The organism is Arthrobacter methylotrophus (genome assembly GCF_039539965.1).
GTDB lineage: Bacteria > Actinomycetota > Actinomycetes > Actinomycetales > Micrococcaceae > Arthrobacter > Arthrobacter methylotrophus.
In genome coordinates, this window is sequence record NZ_BAABED010000001.1 from 4,322,991 (window position 1) to 4,348,644 (window position 25,654).

24 protein-coding genes and 1 tRNA gene are annotated in these 25,654 nt (G+C 63.7%); 9 read left to right on the top strand and 16 right to left on the bottom strand.

The features are described 5' to 3' along the window. Positions 1 to 7: 7 nt before the first annotated feature. Positions 8 to 916: a helix-turn-helix transcriptional regulator gene (locus tag ABD884_RS22325; protein ID WP_345052097.1), complete on the bottom strand. Its 909-nt coding sequence runs from the start codon at positions 914 to 916 to the stop codon at positions 8 to 10. Positions 917 to 1,080: 164 nt separating this feature from the next. Here ABD884_RS22325 and ABD884_RS22330 point away from each other — a divergent pair, with 164 nt between their 5' ends. From ABD884_RS22330 to ABD884_RS22345, 4 genes are all read left to right on the top strand, one after another. Beyond that, positions 1,081 to 1,926 (top strand): aldo/keto reductase, encoded by an 846-nt coding sequence (locus ABD884_RS22330; RefSeq protein ID WP_345052102.1) that lies wholly within the window; start codon positions 1,081 to 1,083, stop codon positions 1,924 to 1,926. A 40-nt stretch (positions 1,927 to 1,966) separates the two neighbouring features. Continuing rightward, positions 1,967 to 2,938: an aldo/keto reductase gene (locus tag ABD884_RS22335; RefSeq protein WP_345052105.1), complete on the top strand. Its 972-nt coding sequence runs from the start codon at positions 1,967 to 1,969 to the stop codon at positions 2,936 to 2,938. A gap of 131 nt (positions 2,939 to 3,069) precedes the next feature. Beyond that, positions 3,070 to 3,900: an aldo/keto reductase gene (locus tag ABD884_RS22340; protein ID WP_345052109.1), complete on the top strand. Its 831-nt coding sequence runs from the start codon at positions 3,070 to 3,072 to the stop codon at positions 3,898 to 3,900. A gap of 3 nt (positions 3,901 to 3,903) precedes the next feature. Further along, a complete protein-coding gene (locus tag ABD884_RS22345; protein WP_345052113.1) occupies positions 3,904 to 4,974 on the top strand; it encodes a lactonase family protein in 1,071 nt (356 codons plus the stop codon). A gap of 76 nt (positions 4,975 to 5,050) precedes the next feature. Here the strand turns inward: ABD884_RS22345 and malQ are convergent, their stop codons facing one another. After that, positions 5,051 to 7,282, bottom strand: coding sequence for a 4-alpha-glucanotransferase (gene malQ, locus ABD884_RS22350; protein ID WP_345052118.1), 2,232 nt, complete (start codon positions 7,280 to 7,282; stop codon positions 5,051 to 5,053). A 172-nt stretch (positions 7,283 to 7,454) separates the two neighbouring features. Beyond that, entirely contained in the window at positions 7,455 to 9,797 is a 2,343-nt protein-coding gene (locus ABD884_RS22355; RefSeq protein WP_345052121.1) for a SulP family inorganic anion transporter, read from the bottom strand. A 173-nt stretch (positions 9,798 to 9,970) separates the two neighbouring features. Between ABD884_RS22355 and ABD884_RS22360 the strand changes: the two genes are divergently transcribed. Then, a complete protein-coding gene (locus ABD884_RS22360) occupies positions 9,971 to 10,999 on the top strand; it encodes a PHP domain-containing protein (RefSeq protein ID WP_345052125.1) in 1,029 nt (342 codons plus the stop codon). Between the two features lie 198 nt (positions 11,000 to 11,197). Here ABD884_RS22360 and ABD884_RS22365 read toward each other — a convergent pair whose 3' ends face one another. The 9 genes from ABD884_RS22365 to ABD884_RS22405 all read right to left on the bottom strand — a co-directional run bounded on the left by ABD884_RS22365 (position 11,198) and on the right by ABD884_RS22405 (position 18,238). Beyond that, positions 11,198 to 12,241 (bottom strand): HoxN/HupN/NixA family nickel/cobalt transporter, encoded by a 1,044-nt coding sequence (locus ABD884_RS22365; RefSeq protein WP_345052129.1) that lies wholly within the window; start codon positions 12,239 to 12,241, stop codon positions 11,198 to 11,200. Next, positions 12,241 to 13,137, bottom strand: a complete 897-nt coding sequence (locus ABD884_RS22370; RefSeq protein ID WP_345052133.1) for an urease accessory protein UreD — start codon at positions 13,135 to 13,137, stop codon at positions 12,241 to 12,243. Before ABD884_RS22370 ends, ABD884_RS22365 begins: the two co-directional genes overlap by 1 nt. Continuing rightward, positions 13,134 to 13,751 carry an urease accessory protein UreG gene (gene ureG, locus ABD884_RS22375; protein ID WP_345052137.1) on the bottom strand — a complete coding sequence of 206 codons (618 nt, stop codon included), beginning with the start codon at positions 13,749 to 13,751 and terminating at the stop codon, positions 13,134 to 13,136. Before ureG ends, ABD884_RS22370 begins: the two co-directional genes overlap by 4 nt. A 16-nt stretch (positions 13,752 to 13,767) precedes the next feature. Then, entirely contained in the window at positions 13,768 to 14,457 is a 690-nt protein-coding gene (locus ABD884_RS22380) for an urease accessory protein UreF (RefSeq protein WP_345052140.1), read from the bottom strand. After that, the gene (ureE, locus tag ABD884_RS22385; protein ID WP_345052144.1) at positions 14,438 to 14,917 is read right to left on the bottom strand and encodes an urease accessory protein UreE; all 480 of its coding nucleotides are present in this window, start codon (positions 14,915 to 14,917) and stop codon (positions 14,438 to 14,440) included. The genes ABD884_RS22380 and ureE overlap by 20 nt, the downstream gene beginning before the upstream one ends. Before the next feature lie 18 nt (positions 14,918 to 14,935). Then, positions 14,936 to 16,732 (bottom strand): urease subunit alpha, encoded by a 1,797-nt coding sequence (gene ureC, locus ABD884_RS22390; RefSeq protein WP_345052147.1) that lies wholly within the window; start codon positions 16,730 to 16,732, stop codon positions 14,936 to 14,938. Then, entirely contained in the window at positions 16,729 to 17,115 is a 387-nt protein-coding gene (locus ABD884_RS22395) for an urease subunit beta (protein ID WP_345052151.1), read from the bottom strand. Before ABD884_RS22395 ends, ureC begins: the two co-directional genes overlap by 4 nt. A gap of 9 nt (positions 17,116 to 17,124) precedes the next feature. After that, complete coding sequence (locus tag ABD884_RS22400) at positions 17,125 to 17,427, bottom strand: urease subunit gamma (RefSeq protein ID WP_028268038.1); 303 nt, start codon at positions 17,425 to 17,427, stop codon at positions 17,125 to 17,127. Between the two features lie 202 nt (positions 17,428 to 17,629). Continuing rightward, positions 17,630 to 18,238, bottom strand: coding sequence for a DedA family protein (locus ABD884_RS22405; RefSeq protein ID WP_345052157.1), 609 nt, complete (start codon positions 18,236 to 18,238; stop codon positions 17,630 to 17,632). A gap of 93 nt (positions 18,239 to 18,331) precedes the next feature. Here ABD884_RS22405 and ABD884_RS22410 point away from each other — a divergent pair, with 93 nt between their 5' ends. Beyond that, complete coding sequence (locus tag ABD884_RS22410; protein ID WP_345052160.1) at positions 18,332 to 19,723, top strand: CoA transferase; 1,392 nt, start codon at positions 18,332 to 18,334, stop codon at positions 19,721 to 19,723. Between the two features lie 34 nt (positions 19,724 to 19,757). On the opposite strand, the gene ABD884_RS22415 is transcribed toward ABD884_RS22410, so the two are convergent. After that, positions 19,758 to 19,830 (bottom strand) — tRNA-Lys (locus ABD884_RS22415). A 218-nt stretch (positions 19,831 to 20,048) separates the two neighbouring features. Between ABD884_RS22415 and ABD884_RS22420 the strand changes: the two genes are divergently transcribed. The 3 genes from ABD884_RS22420 (at position 20,049) to ABD884_RS22430 (ending at position 22,578) form a co-directional block, all read left to right on the top strand. Beyond that, complete coding sequence (locus ABD884_RS22420) at positions 20,049 to 20,708, top strand: hypothetical protein (protein WP_028268035.1); 660 nt, start codon at positions 20,049 to 20,051, stop codon at positions 20,706 to 20,708. Positions 20,709 to 20,945: 237 nt separating this feature from the next. After that, on the top strand, positions 20,946 to 21,563 hold the full coding sequence (locus tag ABD884_RS22425; protein ID WP_028268034.1) for a DUF47 domain-containing protein: 618 nt from the start codon (positions 20,946 to 20,948) through the stop codon (positions 21,561 to 21,563). 1 nt (position 21,564) lies between these two features. Continuing rightward, entirely contained in the window at positions 21,565 to 22,578 is a 1,014-nt protein-coding gene (locus ABD884_RS22430) for an inorganic phosphate transporter (protein ID WP_345055206.1), read from the top strand. A 134-nt stretch (positions 22,579 to 22,712) separates the two neighbouring features. On the opposite strand, the gene pstB is transcribed toward ABD884_RS22430, so the two are convergent. The 3 genes from pstB to pstC are packed head-to-tail and all read right to left on the bottom strand — an operon-like array spanning position 22,713 to position 25,582. Beyond that, a complete protein-coding gene (pstB, locus tag ABD884_RS22435; protein WP_028268032.1) occupies positions 22,713 to 23,492 on the bottom strand; it encodes a phosphate ABC transporter ATP-binding protein PstB in 780 nt (259 codons plus the stop codon). A gap of 48 nt (positions 23,493 to 23,540) precedes the next feature. Further along, complete coding sequence (gene pstA / locus ABD884_RS22440) at positions 23,541 to 24,650, bottom strand: phosphate ABC transporter permease PstA (protein ID WP_345052174.1); 1,110 nt, start codon at positions 24,648 to 24,650, stop codon at positions 23,541 to 23,543. Then, positions 24,650 to 25,582, bottom strand: coding sequence for a phosphate ABC transporter permease subunit PstC (pstC, locus tag ABD884_RS22445; protein WP_345052177.1), 933 nt, complete (start codon positions 25,580 to 25,582; stop codon positions 24,650 to 24,652). Before pstC ends, pstA begins: the two co-directional genes overlap by 1 nt. Between the last annotated feature and the right edge of the window lie 72 nt (positions 25,583 to 25,654).

A 25,654-nucleotide genomic window follows, 5' to 3' on the forward strand; every position in this document is an offset into this window, starting at 1 on the left:
CAGTGAATTAGGCGCCCTCGCTGAAACGCGGCTGGCCCTCCCCCAAGACATGGCGCGCGGAGAGACCCTCCGACGTGGTGGTTCCCGCACCGAAGCTACCCAGGAGCTTGAGCGCATCGTCCGACGGCGAACCCGCCTTCGCGGAATAGACCCTCAGGACTTGGTCCGGGTCTTCGGGAAGGGACAGACTCTCAAAGTTCAGCTCCATGTCTCCCACAGCGGGGTGGTGCAAACGAACGGTCCCGGCTGAACGCGCTGCCACACGATGCCCCGCCCACCATTGGCGGAAGTGTTCGCTGTTGACCGCGAGTTCGCCCACCAGCTGGTTGGCTTGGGGATCATCCGGGTGCCTTCCGATATCGGCACGCAAGGACCCAGCCGCCTCCGCGGCCACCGTCTTCCAGTCCCGGAACAATTGGCGTGCCTGGGGATCCAGGATCAACCAGCGCGTGAGGTTTCGCTCAGCGGAAGGCATGGCGGCGAAATCGGCAAACAGCAAGACCGCCATGCGGTTCGCCCCGAGGATGTCGCTGCGCCGGCCAAGCAGAAGCGCGGGCACCTCGCCCACAGCGTCCAGGAGTTGGCGCAGAGCGGGGCGGACCCGTGGGGTGGGACTCGGCGCTTTGGCGCTCTCCGCGCAGTGCTCAAGAAGGTCCATCATGTGCGTGTGCTCGCTAGGGTCCAGGCGAAGCGCCCGCGCCACGGATTCGAGGACCGCCCGGGACGGATGGATGTGGCGGCCCTGCTCAAGGCGGGTGTAATAGTCCGTGCTGACATCAGCCAAGCGGGCAATCTCTTCCCTGCGCAGCCCGGGAACGCGGCGCGCGCCCGACGTTTCCGGCAGCCCCGCATCCTCCGGCGACATCCGGGCACGCATCGCTTTGAGGAATCTTCCGAACTCGGCGCTTTGACCCATGTGCCCATTCTTCCCTTCCGGATGGCACGTTTCTACGCCCAAGGTAGGACTCCCAGTCCTAGGAAACACAGGGGGCGGCAAAACTGCTGATTGTTGTGCCGAAAATGCATAGGCTCGAGAATGCCAGTCAGGCAATCCACCCACCAGCGACGAAAGGGCCGGACATGTCCAACGCTCAGAATTCCACCGTTCCCGGGATCGTCCTGAATAACTCAGTCACGATCCCGCAGCTCGGCTTCGGCGTCTTCCAAGTCCCGCCTGCCGAGACCCAGAGGGCGGTCGAGGACGCCTTCGAAGCCGGGTACCGGCACATCGACACCGCCGCGGCGTACCAGAACGAATCCGGCGTCGGCGCGGCAATCAGGGCTTCCGGCATCGCCCGGGAGGAACTCTTCATCACCACTAAACTCCGCAACGGCGAACAAGGCCGGGCCGCAGCGGCGTTCAACCATAGCCGCCGCGAACTCGGCCTCGACGTCATCGACCTCTACCTGATCCACTGGCCGGTCCCGGCCCAAGGCCTCTTCGTCGACGCATGGAAGGCACTGGAGAAGATCCATGCCGACGGCGGAGTCCGGGCAATCGGCGTTTCCAACTTCCTGCCCGAACACCTCGACACGCTCCTTGCGTCAGCCGACGTCGTCCCCGCCGTCAACCAATTCGAGCTGCACCCGACGTTCCAGCAGGCGGACTTGGCGGCGAAGAGCCGCTCGCACGGGATCGCCGTCGAGGCCTATAGCCCGCTGGGGCAGGGAGCGGACCTGCAGTCCGAAACGGTCACCGAACTGGCCGCAAAGCATGGAGCCACACCGGCGCAGATCGTGCTGGCCTGGCACCTCGGAATCGGGAACATCGCCATCCCCAAGTCCGTGCACCCGGAGCGAATCCGGCAGAACTTCGCGGCGGCGTGGTTGCAGCTCGCTCCGGAGGAACTGGCCGCCGTCAGCGCGCTCGACGCCGGTGCCCGCCTCGGCGCGGACCCCGCCGTCGCGTCCTTCAGCCAAATGTAAATCGCCCGCCAAGAACAAACAGCGTAAGGAAACCCAAACCATGCAGTACACCCACTTGGGCCGCTCAGGGCTCAGCGTCTCCCGGCTGTGCCTCGGAACCATGAACTTTGGCCCGCAGACAGAAGAATCCGCAGCGCACTCCATCATGGATTCGGCGCTGGACTCCGGAATCAACTTTTTCGACACCGCCAACGTCTATGGCGGCACCCAGCATCGGGGATGGACCGAGGAAATCCTGGGCCGTTGGTTCGCCAAGGGCGGCGAGCGCCGCGAACGCGTGGTGCTCGCAACAAAGCTCTACGGAACCATGACTGACCGTCCCAACGAGTCGAAGCTATCCGCCCTCAACATCCGGCGCGCCTTGGACGCCAGCCTGAAGCGGCTGCAGACCGACTACATCGACCTCTACCAGTTCCACCACGTGGACCGGAACACGCCATGGGACGAGATCTGGCAGGCCATCGAGGTTGCCGTCCAGCAAGGCAAGATCCTGTACTCCGGGAGCAGCAACTTCGCCGGCTGGCACATTGCCCAGGCGCAGGAGGCGGCCGCACGGCGCAACTACAACGGACTCGTGAGCGAGCAGTCCATCTACAACCTGCTCACCCGCAACGTCGAGCTGGAAGTCATCCCCGCCGCCCAGCAGTACGGCCTTGGACTGATTCCGTGGTCGCCCCTTCACGGCGGCCTGCTGGGCGGGGTGCTGAAGAAGGAGCGCGAGGGTGTCCGGCGCCTCGAGGGCCGCGCGGCCGAGACCCTGAAGAAGCACGAAGACCAAATCCGCCAATACGAGGACTTCGCCGACGACTTGGGCCGTGAGCCCGGCGATGTGGCCTTGGCCTGGTTGCTGCACCAGCCAGCCGTGACCGCACCGATCGTGGGTCCGCGCACACAGGAGCAGTTGGATGCCGCCATCCGGGCTTTGGACGTCACTCTCGACGCCGATACCCTCAAGCGGATCGAGGACATCTTCCCCGGCCACCGGACCGCCCCGGAGGACTACGCCTGGTGAAGCCTTTACGGTAACGCCGCCCAACTAGCTCGCATTTGTTGTCGTTTAGAGCCCTCATAACGACAGCAACTGCGAGTCAGTTGGGTGGGGAAGCACTGTGCAAACCGCTACCTATAGGAAAGACTTCCGATATGGAATCTGCACCCTTGATCAAGCTCAACGACGGAAACGCCATTCCGCAGATCGGTCTCGGAACCTGGCCGCTCGACGACGCCGAGGTCGCCACGGCGGTGGTGTCCGCCGTCGAACTTGGCTACCGGCACATCGACACGGCCTACCGCTACGGTAACGAAGCCGGCGTCGGGCAGGGCGTGCGGGACTGCGGCCTCCCTCGTGAGGAAATGTTCATCACTACCAAGCTGGACGGCACCTACCAGGGCCGTGACCGCGCCGTCGACGGGCTCGAAGGCTCGCTCCGGCGCCTCGGCATGGACTACGTGGACCTCTTGCTCATCCATTGGCCGCTCCCCCAACGGAATGAGTTCGTCTCGACGTGGAAAACCTTTGAGCGGCTCCAAGCTGAAGGGAAGGTGCGCTCGATCGGCGTATCCAACTTCAAGCCCTCGCACCTGGAACGGCTCTTGGAGGAAACCTCGGTGGTGCCGGCAGTCAACCAGATCCAGATCTCCCCGTCCATCACGCGGATCGATGAGCGCGCCTTCAACGGCAACCACGGCATCGCAACGGAGTCGTACAGTCCGCTCGGCGCCGGTCGCGATCTCCTGAACGCGCCCGTCTTGGCGGCCATCGCGAAGAAACACGGAAAGACGCCCGGGCAGGTTGTGCTGCGCTGGCACGTCCAAGAGGGGCTAGTGGCCATCCCGAAGTCCGCAAATCCGCTGCGCATGAAGGAAAACCTGGACGTTTTCAACTTCGCCTTGGACCGGGAAGACCTGTCGGCTATCGCCACCTTGGACGCGGGCCAAGACGCGGGCGTCGATTCCGACGTCCAGGGACACTGACGCGTGGCAGGGGACATCGACGGAACGCTCATCTGGGTAGGCGCATACACAGCGGACAGCGACGGGCACGGAATGGGTATCGGTGCAGTTGCCGCGCGTGAGGACGGCAGCCTCAGTTGGCTCGGTACCGCCGTCGAAGCACCGTCGCCGTCGTTCCTTGCCGTTCATCCCACGCTGCCCGTGGTCTACGCGGTAGCCGAGGCCGCACAGTCAGTCCGCGCGTATCGGCGGACAGGAGTGTCCGGCCTCGAGCCGCTGGGCGGTGCCTGGCCGGCCGGAGCTGCGGCCTGCCACGTCGCAGTGGACCCTTCCGCTCGCTTCATCGTGGTCACCTGTTGGGGCGACGGCAACGTACTGCTCTTCGGGCTCGACGACGACGGCGGAATCACCTCGCGCTTTGCCGCGCCGCCGGCGAAAGATCCACATGCCGGCGTCGATGGCGGCCTCGACATCGCCACAGGCGGCGCCAGGGTGAGCCGTGCCCACGCAAGCCTCATGCTCGATGACGGCCGGATCATGACCACGGACCTCGGGTGCGACCTTGTGCGGGTGTGGAACTACTTCCCCGACACCGGCCTGCTCCACGACCATGAAGTTGCCCTCCCCATGGGCAGCGGACCTCGGCACATGGTCCAGCACCCCTTGGCCGATGCCGTATTCGTGGTGACGGAATACTCCATCGAAGTGGCGGTGCTCCTGCCCGGGGCAGACGGCCGCTTTGTGCTCCACCGTCGCGGTCCCGCCACGGCAGGAGGAGCCGCCGACGGCGATGCTGCCGCCGAAATCGCCTTATCCCCCGACCATCGCTTCGTCTACGCCGGTATCCGCGGCTCCAACCGGGTCTCGGTATTGGCGGTGGAAGGCAGTGGGACCCGCCTCCGTCCCGTGGCTGATGTTCCCAGCGGAGGGGACTGGCCACGCCACCACCTGGTCCGCGACGGCTGGCTCCTCGTGGCAAACGAACGTTCCAGCCAAGTCTCCACGTTCACACTGGACCGCAGTACCGGCATCCCGGGTGATGTCCTCGATCAGTTGGAGACGGGTTCGCCCACCGCGTTGCTCGTGGCGCTCTGACCGGGCTAATCCATGCGTGAGATCTCGCCCCTTTCGCGCCCCCAAAGTGGCGAGATCTCACGCCTCGATGCGGTGCCTAACCCTGCACGGCCTCGTCCACGGCAGCAAGCAGGGAGTTGAACCGCGGGTTGGCATCAAGGTCATCAATGAGTACCGCGCGGCCGTGCTCGTCGGCAAGCGGTACTTGCCAGTTGGGGTAGACCTCCGACGTCGTTCCGGGCTGATTCTGCACCCTGCGTTCCCCCACGGCATCCACCAGCGCAACGCCCAGCAGGACCGACGGCGCCTGTGCCAGCAGACGGTGCAACGCCTCGATGACCTGTTCCTCGCCAAGCACCGCAGCGCTGTCGGCGCCGTCGGCACTGTCACCGCCGTCGCCAAATCCCGTGGGCAACAGGCCCCGTTCCCGCAGGAGCCCCATTATCTTCTCCAAGGCGGTCTCATGCTCTGTGCGTTCTTCGGCCACGCTTCGTTCGAGCAAGCCCAGCTGGCCCCGGAGTTCAACGTGATCGCCGGCGAGATAACCAGCAGTCGGCGGGAGGTCGTGGGTGTTGACGCTGGCGAGGGCCTGCGTCCGGTAGCGTTCCGGCGGCAGGGGCGAGTCGCCGTCGTACTCGAACCAAAGGATCGACGTACCCAAAATGCCGCGGGCCGCAAGGTAGTCCCGCACCCAGGGTTCGAAGACGCCCAGGTCTTCGCCGATCACCACCGCGCCCGCGCGGTGCGCCTCCAAGGCGAGGATGCCGATGAGGGCCTCGTGGTCGTAACGGACGTAGGCGCCGTCGCGCGCGGAGTTGCCGGCGGGGACCCACCAGAGGCGGAATAGCCCCAGGATGTGGTCCACGCGGATCCCGCCAGCATGGCGGAGGACAGTGGCGAGCATCGCGCGGAGAGGGGCATAGCCCGCTTCGGCTAAACGAACCGGGTGCCACGGCGGCTGGTTCCAGTTCTGGCCGAGCTGGTTGTACATGTCCGGTGGCGCACCCACGCTGACACCAGGGGCGAAGGTGTCGCGCAGCATCCACGCGTCGGCGCTGCTGAGGTCTGCCCCGACGGCGAGGTCGTGCACCACTCCCAGTCGCATGCCGGAACGCTTCGCCGCAGCTTGGGCCGACTCGAGCTGTTCATCGCAGATCCATTGAAGCCAACGGTGGAAAGCAATCCGATCGGCCAGCGAGTGGCGCATGGATTCAACCTGTGGCGAGCCGAGCGTCGCCGTAGGGTCCGCCCAGAAGGGATCCTCAGAAGGCCGGTCCTCGCGGATAGCGCACCACAGCGCAAAATCATCAAGACCTGGGCCGGATTCACGGCAGAATTCCTCGAAAGCCTGCTGCCGGGCCGGTGAAAGCCGGACCGTGTGAAGAAGTTCCAGGGCAGCAAGCTTGGCGGCGAAAATCTGATCCCGGTCCAGCCGTTCAGCGTCCTTGTTAAAGGCATGGACATCATGCATCAAGCGGTCTACCGTGGCGCGCTTTCGGGGCTTGACGTATGCCAATTCAGGAATTTCTTCAATGCGAATATAGATGGGGTTGAAGAACCGCCTGGTGGACGGAGAATACGGCGACGCTTGAACCGGAGGCACAGGATCGGCGGCATGCAAGGGGTTCACCAGCACATAGTCGGCTCCGCGAGCACCAGCCAACGACGCCAAATCGGCCAGATCCGCGAAGTCCCCGATTCCCCACGAGCGCTTGGAGCGTACCGAGTACAGCTGCGTGGCGAGTCCCCAGCCGTGCCGCTCCTCGAGCTGCGCCGCCGTTTGGAGCTTGGCCGGGACCACGGCCAGCGCGGCAGTGGCGGTCACGCCGTCGGACTCGGCCGTCAGCGAATGCCAACCGAGCGGCAATCCGGCCGGCACCTCAAAAGTGGCACGGCCTGTGGACACTCCATCCACGTTACGCGGGGGCGCCCAGTCTTCCAGTTGAACGGCCGCGAGCTCCGTTCCATCCTCGAGTGAAATCGTCAGGCGGGCCGGCAAGCCGTCCCGGACGTGCACGTGCACGTGCGCCGTGGTTCCTTCTTGGACGACGACGGCGGGCGGCAGCATCCGACGCCACGGCGCCACTTCTGCCTCCACGAGAGCCGCCTCGATGTGCTCGTTGGAATCCGCAGTGACTCCCAAGGAGCCCAGTATTTGGATCAGCGTTGCGGGCGAAACATCGTGTTGCAAGCCATCCCAGCCGTGAAAGGACGTCCCGACGCCGTGAACGTCCGCGAGCCGGTGAAGCAGCTCCTCGTCAATGGCTGCGTCCGGGTTCCCCGTTGTTTGCTGGGCCACGGTGTTCTGCTGGATGGGAGTGTTGGTCATGTCCGCCTCGTCTGCGATGTGATTCGTCCGAACGTGCATACCGCCCCGCGTGCAAATCGAGCGAGGCAACTGGTTCCGATTATTGCAGGGCAACGGTGACCCGCGCAGGGACGACGCCCAGATCTGCTTGAACGCCGTCCCGCGCATCATGACTGCGGCCAGGACCGCGCACTTATGTTCTTGCGGCCCCTTCCCGATCGACGGTGCAAACTACGGCAACCGTCGGGTCCAGCGGTTCTATGCCGTCGGCGGTCACAAGGACTACCCGGGCAGTGGATATATCGAAAAAGAGCCCTCTTGCCTGAAGGGAACCATCTGCCAGCCCCGGGCCCGTGAGCGGATGCCCGGCGAGCCTTCCCAGCTGGACAGCGACATTGACCAGGCCGAGCTGGTCCACGCGGTTATAGCCCGCAGCCTCGGCGGCCTTCGCCACGGGATGACCGGCCAACAACTCGCGGTAGCTGGGCCTGACGTGGTCGAGCCATGCGTCGAAGGACCTTCCGATGGAACCTGGGCGGGGACCTTGCCCCTCGGCGTCGGCAATCACCGCTTTCATCGCGCCACAGTTCGAGTGGCCGCAGACCACGATCGTGTCCACCGATAGCCCGTTCACCGCGAACGCTAGCGTCGATTCGATCGAGCAATCCCTCCCGTCCTCGCCCACCACGTTTCCGATGTTCCGCAGAGTCAACAGGTCCCCGGGACCGCTGCTCGTGATCAGGTTCGGATTGACGCGCGAATCCACGCAGGCCACGAAAAGGGTGTCTGGATTCTGGGCATCGGCGAGGCCTTGCACCAACGGCCGGACCTTGTGCGAGTGCCGCCGGTGGTACTTGTCGATTCCCAAGAGGATCGATCTCAGCGGAAGCGGCTCAACGCCGTCGGGCCCGGGAGCCGGAGTCCGCCCCGCCCTCGGTGGAAGCGGGAACTCCAGGGCCTCCTGCCGTTGGGGTGAGCGAAGCGGTGCGTCGCGGAAAGCCGTGCTGCCGTGCTCCTCAACCTGCACCGCTCCACCAGCCGCCGAGTATTGTGCCTGCCAAGCAACCAGTGCCTCGTGGAAGGCGTGGTCGATGTAGTCGGCGTTCAATTCCACCAGGACGTCCGCACCGGCAGGGACGGAATGCAGAACGCGGTTCAAGCGCGGAAGTGCAAAGAAGCTGCACGAGCCGCCGATCGCCACCCGCCACGTCGCCCGAGCCCCTTCCTGCAGCAGATCGGCGTCGATGGACGCCCGAAGCACCCTGAATAGGAGACAGAGCGAGGCAAGCGCCAGTCCGATGATCACCCCTTCGAGAAGGTTTAAGAAGACTACGCACACGAGCGTCACTACGTAGACGAGCAGATCGCCGGTCCGGCGGCTGGTTTTGATGTCGGCCACCTTGATGAGGCGGGCGCCGATGACGATCAGCAGCCCGGCCAATACCGTCAAGGGGATCAGCTGGATCAGTCCAGCGAAGAGAGCTGAGAACACCAGCACCCATACACCGTGGAGGATTGCCGACTTGCGTGTGGACGCTCCCGCTTCCACGTTGGTGGCACTACGGACGATCACGCCCGTGATGGGTAGGCCGCCCAATATTCCTGACACCATGTTCGCCGATCCCTGGCCTACAAGTTCCCGGTTGAGGTTGGTGCGCGGTCCGGACTGCATCTTGTCCACGGCCACTGCGGAGAGGAGCGATTCGATGCTCGCGATCAAGGCCACGGAGATGACCGCCAGGGCCGCGGCACGCCAGTTGCCGTCCGGTAGGCTTGGCAACGCCACGGCATCAAAAATTGAACCGCTGAAACTGATCCGCTCGACACCGGGTGCCATTGCCAAGGAAATGGCCGTACCGGCGACCACGGCCACCAAGGGCCCGGGGACTCTCCGGAACGGGCGCGGCAGGTGCCTCCACGCCAGGAGGATACCCACAACAGTCAGTCCGAGCAGCGCCGAGTGCAGTTCGACATTGGTGATCGCTGCGGGTAGGGCGGCGATATTGGCAAGCGCTGACTCGGCGGGCTTTGACCCCAAAAGCACCTGGATTTGCTGCAGGACGATCGTGATGCCAATCCCGGCGAGCAGCGCCCGAACCACCACGGGCGACACTGCGAGGGCGGCCCGGCCAACCTTGCCGAATCCCAGAAGCAGTTGGACAACGCCGGCTGCCGCCGTGATGGCGCAGGTCGCCGGCCAGCCGAACTCTTCGACCAGTCCCGCGACCACCATGGTCAATCCGGCGGCGGGACCGCTCACTTGGAGGGGCGAGCCGCCGAGGGTGCCTGCGACGATTCCACCAACCGCCGCGGCAATAAGCCCCGCCATGACTGGGGCGCCAGAGGCCGCGGCAATGCCTAAGGACAAGGGCAAAGCGACGAGGAACACGATGAGCGACGCTGGAACGTCGGCTTTCAATCCGCTCAGGAACGGCAGAGCCGCAAGGTCCTTCCATTTGGCTGTCAAGCCGGTCTGGACGGACGAAGTTCTGGAATCGGATGGGGTTGGAGCGCGTATTTTGTGATTGTCGGTCATGGTTTCCTTCGCTCGGAGCTACGGGACACGACCACCGTAGGTGGATTTACCACGGATATGACAATTCCAAAAATTCACCTGTGGATAAAGGTCATTTGTATTGACCGATTTTGATGCCCTCCTGGGGACCCGAGCGACGGGGCTCGGATCCCCGGCTGGTGCATGATTGAGCTATGGACGCCGTAGACGCGCTCAACGAAACCGCTTTCTGGCTGGAACGGGAACTCGCGGACACCTTCAAAGTCCAGGCGTTTCGCCGGGCTGCGGGCGTCATCGCCGGCCTGAGCCACGAGGAGCTGTCCATCCGCGTGAAGGACGGCCGCCTCAAAAGAACCAAGGGAATTGGCAACCGCACGTTCGAGGTGATCAGCCAAGCCCTCGGCGGAGCCGTCCCGGACTACCTCGAAGAGCTCCGCCGTCGTGGGGCCGAGCCCTTGGCGGATGGCGGGTACGAGCTGCATGCCGCGCTCCGGGGCGATCTTCACAGCCACAGCAACTGGTCCGATGGTGGCTCCGCGATCGAGGTCATGGCCACCGCAGCTCATATTCTTGGCCGGGAATATCTTGCTTTGACCGATCACTCTCCTAGCCTCACCATAGCCAACGGGCTCAGCCCGGAGCGTTTGACGGAGCAACTCATGGTTGTGGATGCGATTAACGACGGCTACGGGCAGGAACACGGATTCCGCCTATTGGCCGGAATCGAAGTGGACATTCTGGAAGACGGCGAGCTGGACCAATCCGAGGAATTGTTGAGCCAGTTGGATGTGGTGCTGGCCAGCGTCCACTCGAAGCTGAGATCCGACAAGCGATCCATGACACGGCGGATGCTCACCGCCATCGAAAACCCGCATACGAACGTCCTCGGACACTGCACCGGCCGCTTGGTCAAAGGATCACGCGGAACCAGGCCTCCATCAGAGTTCGACGCGGAAAAGGTCTTCGCGTCCTGCGCGGAGCACTCTGTGGCCGTCGAAATTAATTCGAGGCCGGAACGCCAAGACCCGCCGGACGAATTGATTCGGATTGCCCTCAACGCCGGCTGCCTTTTCACCATCGACAGTGACGCGCACGCCCCCGGCCAGCTCGACTTCCTCCAGTACGGCGCCGAGCGGGCCGAAGCCAACGGCATACCCGCCGATCGGATCGTTACGACGTGGCCATTGGATCGCCTACTGGAGTGGCTCCAGCCCACGCAATAGCCGCCGTCGCCGCCAACTGCTTAAGGCCCGGCGGCGACTTCCGCAGCAAATGCCGACGCCCGCCGTCGAATACTGGCGACGCAACTGCGGGAGGGTTCACCGAAATGGCTTCAAAACTGAGCGAGCGTCGTCAATTTTCCCGGGATAGGTGAGCGAGCGTCATCAGGGCCGCCGCACGAACTGGGGCCGCCCCACGAACTAGCGGCGCCGCGCCGCACGGGCCCGCAGGGCCGCGAGCACCCAGACGACCGCGAACAGCGCAATGAGCACCAGCCCGGCGTCGCCGAGGTCTATTTCGCCCAGCCATGTGGTGACAGGATCGCTCAGGCCGAAAGCCGAATTGAGGAAGCCGCCCAGCGTGATGACCGAGATGAAGAGCGCCGAAAAAGCCGAAATACCGGTAATGACGGCATTGAATCCAAGCTTGCGTTGGGGATCATGGATGGCGGACTTGTACATGCGCATCATGGCCACGCCGTTGATGGAATCGCACATGGTCATAGCGGCGGTGAAGGCCAACGGCAAAGCCAAGAGGGCAAGCACAGGCACACCGGCGAGGGACGCCGCCGTCGTGAGCACCAGCAGCCCAATGGTGGTGGCCGTATCGAAGCCGAGCCCGAACAAGAATCCGATCACGTAGATGTTCCTTGGACGCTGGACCTTGGACAATGGCTTGGCCAACAGCCGCGCGACGAGCCCCTTGGTTTCGAGATCCTCGACGGCGATCTCCCCGCCGGCCCGGACGGCGCGGTACAACTGCACCGTACGAAGGAACGCAGACCCGTTGAAGATGCCCATCACCAGGAGGAAGATCCCTGAGACGCCACTACCGATCAATCCCAGCACCAGGTGGCCGGTGGTACGCTCCTCCATGAGCTGGCCCACCAAGGTGGCGCCGCCCACCAGCATCACACCGGCGAGGATCACCACGGAACTGTGGCCCAGGCTGAAAGCAAAACCGACGCTTACGGGATCTTTGCGCTGTGCCACGAACTTTCGGGTGGAATTGTCGATCGCCGCGAGGTGGTCCCAGTCGTAGCTGTGCTTGATGCCGGCAACATAGGCCGTCAGCACAAGTCCCAGCGCGAGCGGCTGCCCGCCGCCGGCTCCACCCACCAGCAGGAGTACAACGGTGGCAAGGTGCAGCAGGACAACGGAACCGAACATGAACGCGAGCCGTGACTTCATCGGGAGATGCTCGCGTTGGCGGTACATTGCGGCGAATTCGGCGAGTGATGTCATCAGTACTTCCTGAGGTTCAGCGGCGCCCGGCCGTACCAGCGTTGACGCAGAAGGCCGGTGCAAGTACCGAGCAGCCGGTTGAGTTCCTCTGTGCTGTTCGAGAGGGATCGTAGGACCAAGCCCGTGGTGCCCGCAAGGGTTTGCGTCATCGACACTCCCGAATACGCGTCATACCCTGCCGTGAGCCCGTGCAGTTCATCGGCGAGCGCCTGGTCAACGCGCGGATCCACCACTATGAGTGAGCCCACGTGGCTGTAGCCCTCCATGAAGCCCATGCCTGTTACATCGCCCAACGGCGGCCGTATGAGGAGGTTGTCCAGAGCAAGCAGCGCCGCGCCGCCGTCGGACTCCACCTGGATTTCGTTCCGGAGCCGGAGTTCCCGGTATTTGAAGGAAGCGCCGTCCGGCGACCATCCGGGGGTGATGACTTCGGCCATGATGAGGCTCGACGTCGGGTGCATGGTGATGTGCGTGTTCTGCCGATAGCTTGCGTCCCGGTAGGCGATGAGCTGGTCGGGCGCCAACTCCAACTGCGCGCCCGGCCTCAGACGGATAGTCATCCGCTGCTCAGCAAACGACCCCGGAGTCCGATAAATCTTCGTGGCCGACTGCGTCGTCAAAAGCAGCGAAGCCCCGGCCTCGACCTCCACATCAACAACATAGAGATCCGCCCCCAGATACGCCCCACCCGGATTGACCATGACATAACAAAGCTGCCCGGACCCGTCCAGGTAATGCGGCCTCAAAACCCGCAAGGCACCCCGGTGAAACTGCTGCACGGCCACGGAGCGACCAGCACGTTTCCCTACGACGAGCGCAAGGCGACCCATCTCGGGCCGATCAGCGGACGCGCGCACAGGCCCAGGTGAGATGAGAGCGTTCGCGGGTGAACTCATGATGCCAGGTCGAGCATCAGGACGTCGTGCCGCATCCATTCGATGACCTTGTCGAGCCCTTCGTCAGTCTTGAGGTTGGTGAAACAGAAGGGCTTGTCGCCGCGGAATTCCTTGGAGTCCCGCTCCATGACCGAGAGGTCTGCACCGACGAAGGGGGCGAGGTCTGTTTTGTTGATGATGAAGAGGTCCGATTTGATCATGCCTTGGCCGGCCTTGCGGGGGATCTTCTCGCCCTGCGCGACATCGATGATGTAGATCGAGAAATCCACGAGTTCGGGGCTGAACGTGGCGGAGAGGTTGTCGCCCCCGGATTCGACGAAGATCACCTGGAGGTCCGGATGGCGTCTCTTGAGCTCCTGGATCGCCGCCGTGTTCATGGAGGTGTCTTCGCGGATGGCGGTGTGCGGGCAGCCGCCGGTTTCGACGCCGATGATGCGGTCCTCGGGCAGGATGCCGTTGGCCGCCAGGATTTTGGCGTCTTCGATCGTGTAGATGTCGTTGGTGATGGCTGCCATGGAGATTTCCCGGCTCATGTGGCGGGTCAGGCGTTCCACGAGCTGCGTTTTTCCGGCGCCGACCGGGCCGCCGATGCCGATCTTGATGGGTTCAGACATGTGTCCTCCTGTGGTTCTAGCTCATGAACATGCGTGCACGTTGCCATTCGTGCCGCATCTGCGAAATTTCCAGCCCGGGGCTGACGGACCCGAAGTCGTCCCAGCTGAGGTGCCGGACCTGTTCGACGGCGGCAGCGACGCCGTCGTGCGCTCTGCGTAGCAGCCGCTGCCCGGAGTTCTGGCCGAGCGGGATGGCGCGCACGGCGTTCTGGGTCAAGGAGGTGACCGCCGCGAAAAGGTACGCGCCGAGCGCTTCTTCGAACGGCACGCCCAGCGAGCGCGCGACGACGGCGAACGCCAGCGGCTGATGGCCGGCAGCCTGGCCTGTGGTCACCAGAGTCCGGTATGCCTCCAGCTCCGGCGAGGGAAAGACTTCGGTCCCGATCTCGATCAGCCGGCCGCCCATCTTGGTACTGGCCTCCCGCACCTGCCGAGGGAGGAGCTGCGCGCTCACATGAGCATCCAGCCCGGCCACGTCTGCCCCCTCGTAGAGGAACCGAATGGCCAAGCCATCGGAATACGTCAACTGCTGCGAAATGAACGCAGCCAGCCAAACCCCGAAACTTCCTTCATTGGATACGAGCCCACGATCGATGTACGTCTCAAATCCGAGAGAATGCGCAAACGCCCCGGTAGGCAACGCGGAGTCAGTCAGCTGCTGCAACGCGAGCTGATACGAGGCGGGGCTAGTGCGTGTGTTCAGCATGGCGGAAAGGCACCGGCATGACGCGTTCTTGGCGCTCGTACGGCACGCCGACGTGTTTGAGGTAGTCCTCCACAGTGTGGTCGTATTGGCACACCATGACTTCGGCCCCGTACTCGGACGAGGCGTCGAAGAACTGGGCCTGCAGGTGCCGGTTGCCCAGCGAATGCGCCACGATTCCCATTTCGTAGATGCTCCGGGCGGCAATCACCAGGACGTCGCTCGGCAGGACAGACACCACGATCAGGTTCGCATCCCCGACGGCGAGGATGTCGCCGTCGCGCAGGTCTCCTGATCCGGCCGGGAGGCGGATGCCGAGCTCCTTGCCGTGGTCCGTGGTGACGCGTTGGATCCGTTTGACCAGTTGAGCGCTGGGCAGGACCACCTTCTCCTTGTGAAGGCCGGCGTACCGCTCGGGGTCCGGCAATTCGTGCAGATTGCCCAGGATCTTTTCGATGATCATTTTCTCGCTTCACCGTGCCTAGAAAAGGAAGTAGCGCTGGGCCATGGGAAGCACGTCGGAGGGCTCGCAGGTGACGTCTTCGCCGTCGACCGTCACCTTGTAGGTTTCGGGGTCGACGGCGATATCGGGCGTCTCGCCGTTGAACTTGAGGTCCGTCTTGCTCAGGTTCCGGATGCCGGACACCGGCCGAATGACGCGTTCGAGTCCGAGTTCCTCCGGGACGCCGGCGTCGATGGCCGCTTTGGACAGGAAGGTGATGGAGGATCGCTGCAACGCCTTGCCGTACGTGGCGAACATCGGACGCATGGTGCGTGGCTGCGGGGTGGGGATGGAGCCGTTGGAATCACCCATGAGTGCGTAGGCAATCTGCCCGCCTTTGAGGACCAGTTCCGGCTTGACGCCGAAGAAGGCCGGATTCCAGAGGACGAGATCGGCGAATTTGCCCACTTCCACCGAGCCGATGGAGTCTGCCATCCCCTGCGCGATCGCCGGGTTGATGGTGTATTTGGAGATGTAGCGCTTGATCCTGAAATTGTCGCTGTCCTCGCCCAAGCCGTTCGCGGCGCCGTGGCTCGCCCCTGTGCTGTCCCTCCGGGGGTCCTTGAGCACGCCCCGCTGCCGTTTCATGGCGTCGGCCACCTGCCAGGTGCGGATGATGACTTCGCCCACGCGGCCCATGGCTTGGGAATCCGAGGATGTCATGGAGAAGATGCCAAGATCCTGGAGCACGTCTTCGGCGGCGATGGTTTCGGCCCGGATGCGGGAATCGGCGAAAGCCACGTCTTCCGGGATGTCCGGGTTGAGGTGGTGGCACACCATGAGCATGTCCAGATGCTCTTCGATGGTGTTGCGCGTGTACGGGAGGGTGGGATTCGTGGATGCCGGGAGCACGTTCGGCAATCCGGCAATCTTGATGATGTCCGGAGCATGTCCACCGCCGGCACCTTCGGTGTGGAAGGTGTGGATCACCCGGCCGTCGATTGCCTTGATGGTGTCCTCCACGAATCCGCACTCATTGAGGGTGTCCGTATGGATTGCCACTTGCACGTCGTATTCATCGGCGACGCGCAGGGACATGTCGATGGACGATGTGGTGGCGCCCCAGTCCTCGTGGACTTTGAGGCCTACCGCTCCTGCTCGGATCTGTTCGGCCAGCGGCTCGATGGCGGACGCGTGCCCCTTGCCAAGGAGCCCGATATTGATCGGGAGCCCTTCCACGGCCTGCAGCATCCGCGATATGTGCCATTTGCCGGGCGTGATGGTGGTGGCCTTGGTGCCCTCTGCGGGACCTGTACCGCCGCCCACCATGGTGGTGATGCCGCTGCACAAGGCCGTGGGCACCTGGTCCGGGGAAATGTAGTGGATGTGGGAGTCGACGCCGCCTGCGGTAAGGATCTTGCCCTCGCCTGCGATCATCTCCGTACTCGCGCCGATCACAATGTCCACACCGTCGGCAATCTGCGGGTTCCCGGCCTTTCCGATCTTGAAGATATGCCCGTCCTTGAGCGCCACATCGGCTTTGTAGATCCCGGTGTAGTCGAGGACCACCACGTTGGAGATCACGGTGTCCGGGACGTCGAGCGTCTGGTCCGGTGCTGCGCTTGATTCAGGCAAGCGGCCGTCGCGGGTCACTTGGCCGTTCTGCCCCATGCCGTCCCGGACCACTTTGCCACCGCCGAACATGACTTCTTCGCCGTACACCGTGTAGTCCTTCTCGATCTCGAGGAAAAGTTCGGTGTCCGCCAAGCGGATGGAATCACCCGTCGTCGGGCCGTAAAGGTCGGCGTACTGTTTGCGCGAAATTTCAAAGCTCACTCGACTGTCCCTTTCTTGCTGGCTCCGGGGCCTTCGGTGGCAGCGGGAGCGCCGCCGTCGTTCTCTCCGGCCCCCGCATCAAGCGATCCGTTGACGGCGTTCCGCAAACCGTAGACCTCGCGGCTGCCCGCAAGCGCGACGAGCTTGACGGTCCTGGAGTCCCCAGGCTCGAAGCGCGCTGCCGTGCCTGCCGGGATGTCCAGGCGGCGGCCGTGGGCGGCTTCGCGATCAAATTCGAGGGCCGCGTTCGCCTCGGCAAAGTGGTAGTGCGAACCCACCTGGACGGGGCGGTCGCCACGGTTGACGACGTCGACGGCGATTGCCTCGCGTCCGCTGTTGCACTCAACGGGCTCTGCTTGGAGCCGGTACTCACCGGGAATCATGGTGGCCTCCTAGCGGATCGGGTCGTGGACCGTGACGAGCTTGGTGCCGTCAGGGAAAGTGGCCTCTATCTGGACGTCATGGATCATCTCCGGCACGCCTTCCATGACATCCTCGCGGCGAAGCAGCGTGGTGCCGTAGCTCATGAGTTCAGCGACGGTTCTTCCATCGCGGGCACCCTCAATCAGTTCGTAGCTGATGATCGCCACCGCTTCGGGAAAGTTGAGTTTGAGTCCGCGGGACTGCCGACGGCGCGCGAGGTCGGCAGCGACCACGATCATGAGCTTTTCCTGCTCACGGGGCAAAAGATGCATCGGTTCTCCTTAACGTTGTGCGCTGCAGAAGCGGACATCAGATCACTCGAGGCTCAGATAAGCCGAGGACGTCGGGGCAGCTACTACGGTTATAACGCCAAACATCAGACATATCCAGATCGACCTTTCACCGCCCCTCCCGAACGAATTGTGACCAGCCTAGGCCGAGCAGGTTTCAGCCAGATTTCCGCCTGCCGTAGCGTCAGGCCTTCTTGGCCCTGTGCTTCCTGAGCTGCCAAACGACGAGGATCGCCACCGCAACAAGAGCCACCACTGCCGCGGCACCCCGGCCGACCGCGCGGGCCACTTCCTCGTACGAGTTCCCAGCCACGAAGCCCAGAGTCACGAACAAGGACCCCCAGATGATGCCGCCGCTGAAGTTCCAGAACGCGAAGCGCCGGTACGGCATGCGGCTGAGCCCGGCGAGGGCGGGCATGACGGCGCGGAAGAATGCAGTGAAGCGGCCAAGGAACACGGCAAAGCCACCCTTGTCTTTGAGGAAGTCCTCCGCCTTCTGTAGCTGGGCGCGTCGTTTGTCCAGGATCTTCAAGGCCATCACCCTGGGACCAAAGTGCTTGCCTATCTCGTAACCCACGGTGTCGCCGGTAATCGCTGCGGTCACCACAATGGCGATCATGGCCCACAACGGGAAAAGCCCACGGCTCGCAATCACCCCGCCCACCACGGCTGCCGTTTCACCGGGGATCACAAAGCCTACAAAGATAGCATCCTCGGCAAAGACCAGTGCGAAAACGATGCACCCGATCAGGAACGGGCTGGTGTTGGAAAGTCCATCCAAAAGGGCCTGCATGAAGAACAGTCTCGCAGTTGAAGCCGTACTTGGGCAGGAAGGCGAGACCAACTACCGTTGATCGCCTGCGCAGGCCGGTCGAGAATGGTGGATGTGGACGACAGTTTCGCTGAAGTGATCTCCCGTATGTGGCATGCAATCGGCGCTGACGACAGCGCGGATTGGCCAGCCACTCAGCTGACGACCGCCGGGCCACGGACCGTCCTGCCGGCGGCTTTCGACGTGACCGGACTTGCTACGGGAGCGGTTGCCATCGCAACGGTGGCCGCAGCGCAGCTCCTCGCCGCTCGCCAGGACTCGAGGCCACCCGCTGTGACGGTAGACAGCGTGGAGTCGTGCGCCGCGTTCGCGTCAGAGAGATTGTTCACCCCGATCGGCTGGACCCGGCCACCGCTGTGGGACCCCATCGCCGGAAACTATCGTGCGGCGGACGCTTGGATCAGGCTGCACACCAACTACGCCGGGCACCGCGCCGCCGTCGAGCAGGTCCTGGGCGCCCATGACCGCGAAACAGTCCAGGCCGCAGTGGCCGAACTGCGTGCCGAGGAGTTGGAGACGGCCATCGTGGAGGCGGGCGGATGCGCCGCCGTCATGCACCACCGTGGCCAGTGGCTTGCCTCGGTTCCGGGGGCGGCGACCGCAGACGCGCCTCCACTGAACGTCGTCGAGCGCCAGTCATCCGGCAGCAGCGCACCAAACCCCAGCGGGGGACGGCCATTCGACGGAGTGCGCGTGCTGGACCTGACGCGGGTGATCGCTGGACCGGTGTGCACCAAGTTCCTGGCAGGCTACGGTGCGGACGTGTTGCGGATCGATCCGCAGGGCTTCGACGAAGTGCCGTCGCTGTTGCCTGAGACGACGCTCGGCAAACGCACCGCCTCCTTGGATCTCACCGCCCCCGCCGATCGCGCGACGTTCGAGGAACTGCTCGCGGGTGCCGATGTGCTCGTGTCGGGACTTCGAGCCGATGCCCTGAAACGCTTGGGCTACGACAACGAAGCCCTGACCGCCATGAACCCCGGCCTGATCATCGCCGCCCTCGACGCTTATGGATGGGACGGCCCCTGGCGCAATCGCCGTGGCTTCGACAGCTTGGTCCAGATGAGCTGTGGAATCGCCAGCGACGGCGCCACGGCAACAGGACAGGAGGAGCCGTTCCCGTTACCCGTTCAAGCTCTTGACCACGCGACTGGCTGGCTGTTGGCCGCGTCCGTCGCCCGCGCCCTCACGCGACGGCTCACCCACTCGACAGCCGCCCGCATCCAGGCCTCACTCATCGGCACGGCCAATCTGCTGTACTCGCTGACCCCGCCAAGCGACCACCTACCGGCGCCCTCAACCGAAGGCATCGCGCTTGAGGCAACCACCACCGACTGGGGGCCGGCGCGACGGGTGCCCCTCCCCGGGCGAATCCACGGCGTCCCCGTGCACTGGTCGCAGCAAGCCGGACCGCTAGGCCGCCATCCCGCCTTGTGGGACGAGTAAACCCCCGGAACCGAGTGGTTCCGGGGGTTTTAGGTGGGCCCTGTGGGGATCGAACCCACGACCCACGGATTAAAAGTCCGATGCTCTACCAACTGAGCTAAAGGCCCCTGCGGGCTGTAGAAACAGCCATAAATACTGTACCTCACGCTTAGGGGCGTTTTGACACGGCCCGCCCCGCGGCGTTCTCCCCCCTTTTGAACCAATCGCCGACGACGACGCGCGGCTGCCACGGCGTGCCGGGGCGCCGGCGGATTCAAACATGGGGAGGGTGCGACAGGCTGCGGTCAAGAGTGCACGAGCGAAAGCACAGGAGTAGCGTTGGGGCATGAGCGAACAATCGGGACCTCCTGTATACGGCGGAGCAAATAGGCACCACAAGCCGAAACCCTTTGCGCCGATTGACTTCGAACCGTTCGCCGGTGGAGCGGACCCCGCGCGCGTGTCCGAAGCCGCGCATCTTGCCGCCCAGGCCCTCGTCCGGCGGGGCCGCGATAGCGACGACCCCAAGATCACCAGGCGCCTCGTGAAGCTCGCGGACGAGCAAGGTCTGGACGCCATTGCCGAAATGTGGGCCGAGAGCCCGGCGCGGTCCCTGCCCGGCGCGTTGTGGCGCCTCTACGCGCTGCGTGCGGCAACCATACAGAATTCCGAGCGCATCTCTGTGTACTTCAAGGCCGGCCGGGACACCGCCCAGGTTTCCCACGTGGTGGCGGGGGCCGCCGAGCCGCCGGGAGCCGACGAAATGAAGCAGATGGCGGACGCCATCCTTTCGGGAGCGTTCGACGGCGATTTCGACGTTGCGCTGGAACGCTCAGCCGCGTTTTGCCGCGTCGTCGCACTCGGCCAGGCCACCCTCGCAGACAGCGCAGAGCATTCCAACGAAGGACATGCAAGCAAACTGACCCGGAACTCGCATCAGCTCGTGAAGACGGCAGAAGACCTTGAGCACGCGGCCAATGCATGGCGCCTCGGTGAGCTGGACTGACATGAAATATAGAGGGGAGGGGCGGGCAGAACACCCCGGCCGCCAGCTGTCAATGTTGACTTAGTTCGGCCGACGTAGAAAACTGAAACTGGTGTCGAACCGCGAAACCCCCGGGCTTCAACTTATAGCCGCTTCGAGCGGCCTACCGCCGAGAGGCGTATCCGGTTCGGCACCATTTTTATGCCCATCGGCGAAGACGCCACCCCATTCCCGTCCCTCCCGCCTACCGGAAGCCAAATGAAGCTGCGTCTCTTCCCCCAAGAACCCGCCGGGTTGCAGTTGTTGTCGCAAATGGCCCGCCAGATTCTTGAGGCGACAGGGACGCTTTCGGAGATCTTCGGAGCCCCCGTAGCGGAACACGAACGGCTGGTGGAGGAGTTGCACGAACACGAGGCGAAGTCCACGGACCTGCATTTCGCCTTACTGACTCACATGCGCACCAGTTTCGTGAACCCGCTCCCCCGCGAGGACATGTACGCCCTTTCCCGTTTCCTCAACGAGGCGATGGAAAAGCTGGATGGCGCGGGTGAGCTCGTGGCACTCTACAAGCTGGACCGGGTGCCCAAACGCGCGGCGGACCAATTGGAGATCATCAGTCGCCAAGCGGAACTCACGGTTGATGCCATGCGCCAGCTGGACGATCTCGATGAGCTCGAGGACTATTGGATTGAGGTCCTCCGCCTGGCCAAACGGGCCGAACGCAGCCATCGTATATGGGTGGCCGAGATGCTCCGCGACATGAAGTCGGCCCAGTTCACAAGGAACCGCGATGTCGCCAACCAACTGGTGGACGTCACCAAGGACATGCGCCGCGTCGCCACTCAGGTGGGCAGCATCATCGTCAAGGAAGCATGAGGTGGCGGTCGCGTTCTTCGCCCTTGTGGTGGTACTGGCGGCTGGCTTCGCATTCCTGAACGGCTTCCGCGACGTCTCCACCGCCGTCGCGCTCTCCGTGCGGACACGCGCCCTCACTCCATCTGTTGCCGTCATCTTGGCGGCCGTTTTCAACTTTGGCGGCGTGCTGCTCAGCGGCGGTTTTGCGATGATCTTCAGCCAGTCGTGGGTGCGTCTACCCTCAGGGACAACTGGGCTGATTGTGCTCATCTCAGGGCTGTGCAGCGCCATCCTTTGGGGAATCTACGCTTGGTGGCGTGGGATACCCCTCTCGTCGACCCATGCCCTGGTGGGGGGCTTGGTGGGCGCCGGAGTTGCAAGCGCCGTCATGGGAGGCAGCCCCGTCAACGGGGAGGACAATATTTTGCTGGTGCAGGTGATCTTGCCCCTGCTTTTGTCCCCCGTCGTAGCCTTCCTTGGCGCCTATCTTCTCGTGTGGCCTGTCACGTGGGCGGCGCGATACACCCAGCCTGATGTGGTGCACGGCCGTTTCCGTCATGCCCAATCCGTCTCGGCCGCCGCGGTTGCATTCGGCCACGGCTTGCAGGACGGGCAGCGAACCGTCGCAGTGTTAGTACTCGGGGCTGTGGCCGCCGGGGTGTCAGAGCCTGACGCCCTCCCAGCCTGGGTCGTTCTTCTGACAGCTGTCATGCTCACGGCGGGGACGCTTTGCGGCGGCTGGCGCATCTCCTACACCCTCGGTTACAAACTGACCAGGGTGGATCCGTTGCGGGGATTCATCGCCCAAAGCCTCACCTCGTTGATGCTTTTCGTCGGCGCCATCGGCCTGCACTTGCCGCTTTCCACCACTCACACCGTGACGTCGGCGGTGCTCGGCGCCGGAACCAACCAGAACTTTTCCGTCACCAACCGGCGCATGGTGCTGCGGATCCTGGGGTTCTGGGTGGCGACGCCCATCGTCACCGCCGCAGCCGCCTTTGTCTTGGGATTGGCACTTTCTCCCCTATCCCGCTGAGTTCAGGGAAACCCGCCAAGCACGCAAAAGCCCGACGCCGGCGTTCACCCGGAAGGTGGCTGCCGCCGTCGAGCTTGGGCCCACAGCGGCGAGGGCCCCGGCCTGAGCTTGCGAAGGTTGGGAGCCGGTGGGGACTATCCGAAGCGGCCGGAGACGTAGTCTTCCGTGGCCTTCTGGGACGGATTGTTGAAGATGGTGGTGGTGTCTGCGAACTCGATGAGCTTGCCAGGCTTCCCGGTGCCGGCGATGTTGAAGAACGCCGTTTTGTCGGAAACACGCGCGGCCTGCTGCATGTTGTGGGTCACAATGACCACGGTGTATTCGTCTTTGAGCTCATTGATGAGGTCCTCGACGGCCAAAGTGGAGATGGGGTCCAGCGCGGAGCAAGGCTCATCCATGAGGATGACCTGCGGTTCCACGGCGATGGCGCGGGCGATGCAGAGACGCTGCTGCTGGCCGCCGGAGAGTCCTGAACCCGGCTTCTCGAGGCGGTCCTTGACCTCGTTCCAGAGGTTGGCGCCCCGCAACGATTTCTCCACGAGGGCGTCCGCGGCCCCCTTGCTGATCCTCTTGTTGTTCAGCTTCACGCCGGCCAGCACATTGTCGCGGATGGACATGGTGGGGAACGGGTTGGGCCGCTGGAAGACCATGCCGATCTGGGCGCGGACCGACACGGGATCCACACCGGGACCATAGAGGTTATCGCCGTCGAGCAACACTTCGCCTTCAACTCGGGCGCCGGGCAGCACTTCGTGCATGCGGTTCAGGGTCCGCAGGAAGGTGGACTTGCCACAACCGGACGGGCCGATGAACGCCGTCACCGATTTGGCTTCGATGTTGATGTTGACGTCTTCAACGGCGAGGAAGCTGCCGTAGTAGACATTCAGATCCTTGACGTCGATCCGCTTAGACATGGTGTTCCTTCGGTGCTGTGGTTGGAAGTTCGTGGAGAGCCTGGTAGCTCAACGGCCGGTCTTGGGGGCGAAGATCCGGGCGATCAGCCTGGCGCCGAGGTTCAGGAGCATCACCAGGATGATCAGTACCAGTGCGGCACCCCATGCCCTCTGGCTCGACGGGTCCGGGTTGGACGGTGAGGTCGGGTTCAGGATCTGCGTGTAGATGAACGTGGGCAGCGAGGCCATCCAGCCGCCGAACACGTTGTTGTTGATGGTGGTGGCAAAACCTGCGGTGACCAGGATCGGTGCTGTCTCGCCAATGACGCGGGCAATCGCCAGGGTGACGCCGGACGCGATGCCCGAGATCGCCGTCGGGATGACCACTTTGAGGATGGTGCGCCATTTGCGGACGCCCAGCGCGTAGGCAGCTTCACGGAGTTCGTTCGGCACGATCTTGAGCATTTCCTCGCTGGAGCGAACCACCACCGGGATCATCAGGACCGAGAGCGCGACGGCGGCAACCGCACCGGTCTTGGTGCCCGGGCCAACCACGGCGAAGAAGAAAGCCGCGGCAAAAAGACCTGCGACGATCGAGGGGATGCCGGTCATGACGTCAACGAAGAATGTAATGGCGCGGGCCAGGGTCCGGTCGTTACCGTATTCCACCAGGTAGATTGCAGTCAGCAGGCCCACCGGCACCGAGATGACAGTGGCCAGGAGGGTGATCTGCACGGTACCCACGAGCGCGTGGTAGACGCCGCCGAGGACCTTCGTGCCTTCATCAACGCTCTTGTTGTCGAGGGATCCTGTGACGCCGTTCATGGATGTCGTCAGGAAGCCGGGGGTAATGATGCCTGGGATTCCATTGACCAGGACGGTCCAGATCACCGAAATCAGCGGCAGCAGGGCCACGAGGAATGAGCCGACAATAAGGCACGTGGCAAGCTTGTCCCTTGCCTTGCGTTCCCCTTCCACGGCAGCGCTCCAGCCGACCAGACCGATCGCAAAGAGGATGGCGGACACGACGCCCCAACCGAAGGCATTGAAACCGATCAGCGCAAGGATCGCTGCGCCGAGGACCAAGGCAACAACCAAGACGACGTACGGTGCGAAGGCGGGCAACTGACCCTTGGTCAAGGCAGAGCGTTTGCGCGCCACGGGGGCTGTGACAGTCATTAGTTGGCTCCCGAAAATTCTTTGTGCCGGGTGATGATCCAGCGTGCAATCATGTTGACACCGAGGGTGATGACGAACAATACCAAACCGGCAGCGATCAAAGTGCTGACCTTGATTCCGCTGGCTTCGGGGAAGTTCAAAGCGATTTCCGCGGCGATGGTCTGGTTGCCAGACTGGATCAGGCTCGCGGTCAGGACACCGGAGGAGAGGACCAGCGCAACGGCCATCGTCTCGCCAAGTGCACGGCCGAGGCCCAGCATGATGGCGCTCACGATGCCGGGACGTCCAAACGGCAGAACAGCCATCTTGATCATTTCCCAACGCGTCGCACCGAGGGCCAGAGCGGCTTCCTCATGGAGCTTGGGGGTCTGCAGGAAGATTTCCCGCGACAAGGAAGTGATGATCGGGAGGACCATGACGGAGAGGACAATGCTCGCGGTCAGGATGGTCTTGCCGGTAGCCGAAGCAGGGCCCTGAAAGATCGGCAGCCAACCCATGTTGCTGGCAAGCCAGCCATAGGCGGGCGAAATCTGCGGGGCAAGGAAGGCCGCCCCCCAGGCCCCGTAGACCACCGAGGGAATGGCAGCGAGGAGGTCCACCACGTAGCCGAGGCCCGAGGCGAGCTTGCGGGGCGCGTAGTGCGAGATGAACAACGCGACGCCGATGGCAACGGGGGTGGCGATGACAAGCGCGATGACCGCGGCAATCAGGGTCCCCACCACGATCGGCCAAATGTAGGCGAAGAAGCCTTGGCCGCCCTGGATGTCAGCAGGCGGAGCCACGAGCGCAGGGATGGCCTGGACTACAAGGAAAAGTGCGACGCCGAAGAGAACCGCGAGGATCAGGCATCCCGCGGCCAAAGTGGCTCCGGAGAAGACCTTGTCCCCGGCGCGTCCGGCACCTTGGGAAGTGGTCAAGGAGTTGGTGGTCACTTCACGATCCTTCAGGTTCACTCAAAAATGGCCAAGTTCCCCGCCCCGTCCGGTGATGTTTCACCAGCGCGG

Bases quoted from the DNA above. Each gene is read 5' to 3' on its own strand.
- ABD884_RS22325 (WP_345052097.1), bottom strand. From the start codon at position 916: ATGGGTCAAAGCGCCGAGTTCGGAAGATTCCTCAAAGCGATGCGTGCC.
- ABD884_RS22330 (WP_345052102.1), top strand. From the start codon at position 1,081: ATGTCCAACGCTCAGAATTCCACCGTTCCCGGGATCGTCCTGAATAAC.
- ABD884_RS22335 (WP_345052105.1), top strand. From the start codon at position 1,967: ATGCAGTACACCCACTTGGGCCGCTCAGGGCTCAGCGTCTCCCGGCTG.
- ABD884_RS22340 (WP_345052109.1), top strand. From the start codon at position 3,070: ATGGAATCTGCACCCTTGATCAAGCTCAACGACGGAAACGCCATTCCG.
- malQ (WP_345052118.1), bottom strand. From the start codon at position 7,282: ATGACCAACACTCCCATCCAGCAGAACACCGTGGCCCAGCAAACAACG.
- ABD884_RS22355 (WP_345052121.1), bottom strand. From the start codon at position 9,797: ATGACCGACAATCACAAAATACGCGCTCCAACCCCATCCGATTCCAGA.
- ABD884_RS22360 (WP_345052125.1), top strand. From the start codon at position 9,971: ATGGACGCCGTAGACGCGCTCAACGAAACCGCTTTCTGGCTGGAACGG.
- ABD884_RS22365 (WP_345052129.1), bottom strand. From the start codon at position 12,241: ATGACATCACTCGCCGAATTCGCCGCAATGTACCGCCAACGCGAGCAT.
- ABD884_RS22370 (WP_345052133.1), bottom strand. From the start codon at position 13,137: ATGAGTTCACCCGCGAACGCTCTCATCTCACCTGGGCCTGTGCGCGCG.
- ureG (WP_345052137.1), bottom strand. From the start codon at position 13,751: ATGTCTGAACCCATCAAGATCGGCATCGGCGGCCCGGTCGGCGCCGGA.
- ABD884_RS22380 (WP_345052140.1), bottom strand. From the start codon at position 14,457: ATGCTGAACACACGCACTAGCCCCGCCTCGTATCAGCTCGCGTTGCAG.
- ureE (WP_345052144.1), bottom strand. From the start codon at position 14,917: ATGATCATCGAAAAGATCCTGGGCAATCTGCACGAATTGCCGGACCCC.
- ABD884_RS22395 (WP_345052151.1), bottom strand. From the start codon at position 17,115: ATGATTCCCGGTGAGTACCGGCTCCAAGCAGAGCCCGTTGAGTGCAAC.
- ABD884_RS22400 (WP_028268038.1), bottom strand. From the start codon at position 17,427: ATGCATCTTTTGCCCCGTGAGCAGGAAAAGCTCATGATCGTGGTCGCT.
- ABD884_RS22405 (WP_345052157.1), bottom strand. From the start codon at position 18,238: ATGCAGGCCCTTTTGGATGGACTTTCCAACACCAGCCCGTTCCTGATC.
- ABD884_RS22420 (WP_028268035.1), top strand. From the start codon at position 20,049: ATGAGCGAACAATCGGGACCTCCTGTATACGGCGGAGCAAATAGGCAC.
- ABD884_RS22425 (WP_028268034.1), top strand. From the start codon at position 20,946: ATGAAGCTGCGTCTCTTCCCCCAAGAACCCGCCGGGTTGCAGTTGTTG.
- pstB (WP_028268032.1), bottom strand. From the start codon at position 23,492: ATGTCTAAGCGGATCGACGTCAAGGATCTGAATGTCTACTACGGCAGC.
- pstA (WP_345052174.1), bottom strand. From the start codon at position 24,650: ATGACTGTCACAGCCCCCGTGGCGCGCAAACGCTCTGCCTTGACCAAG.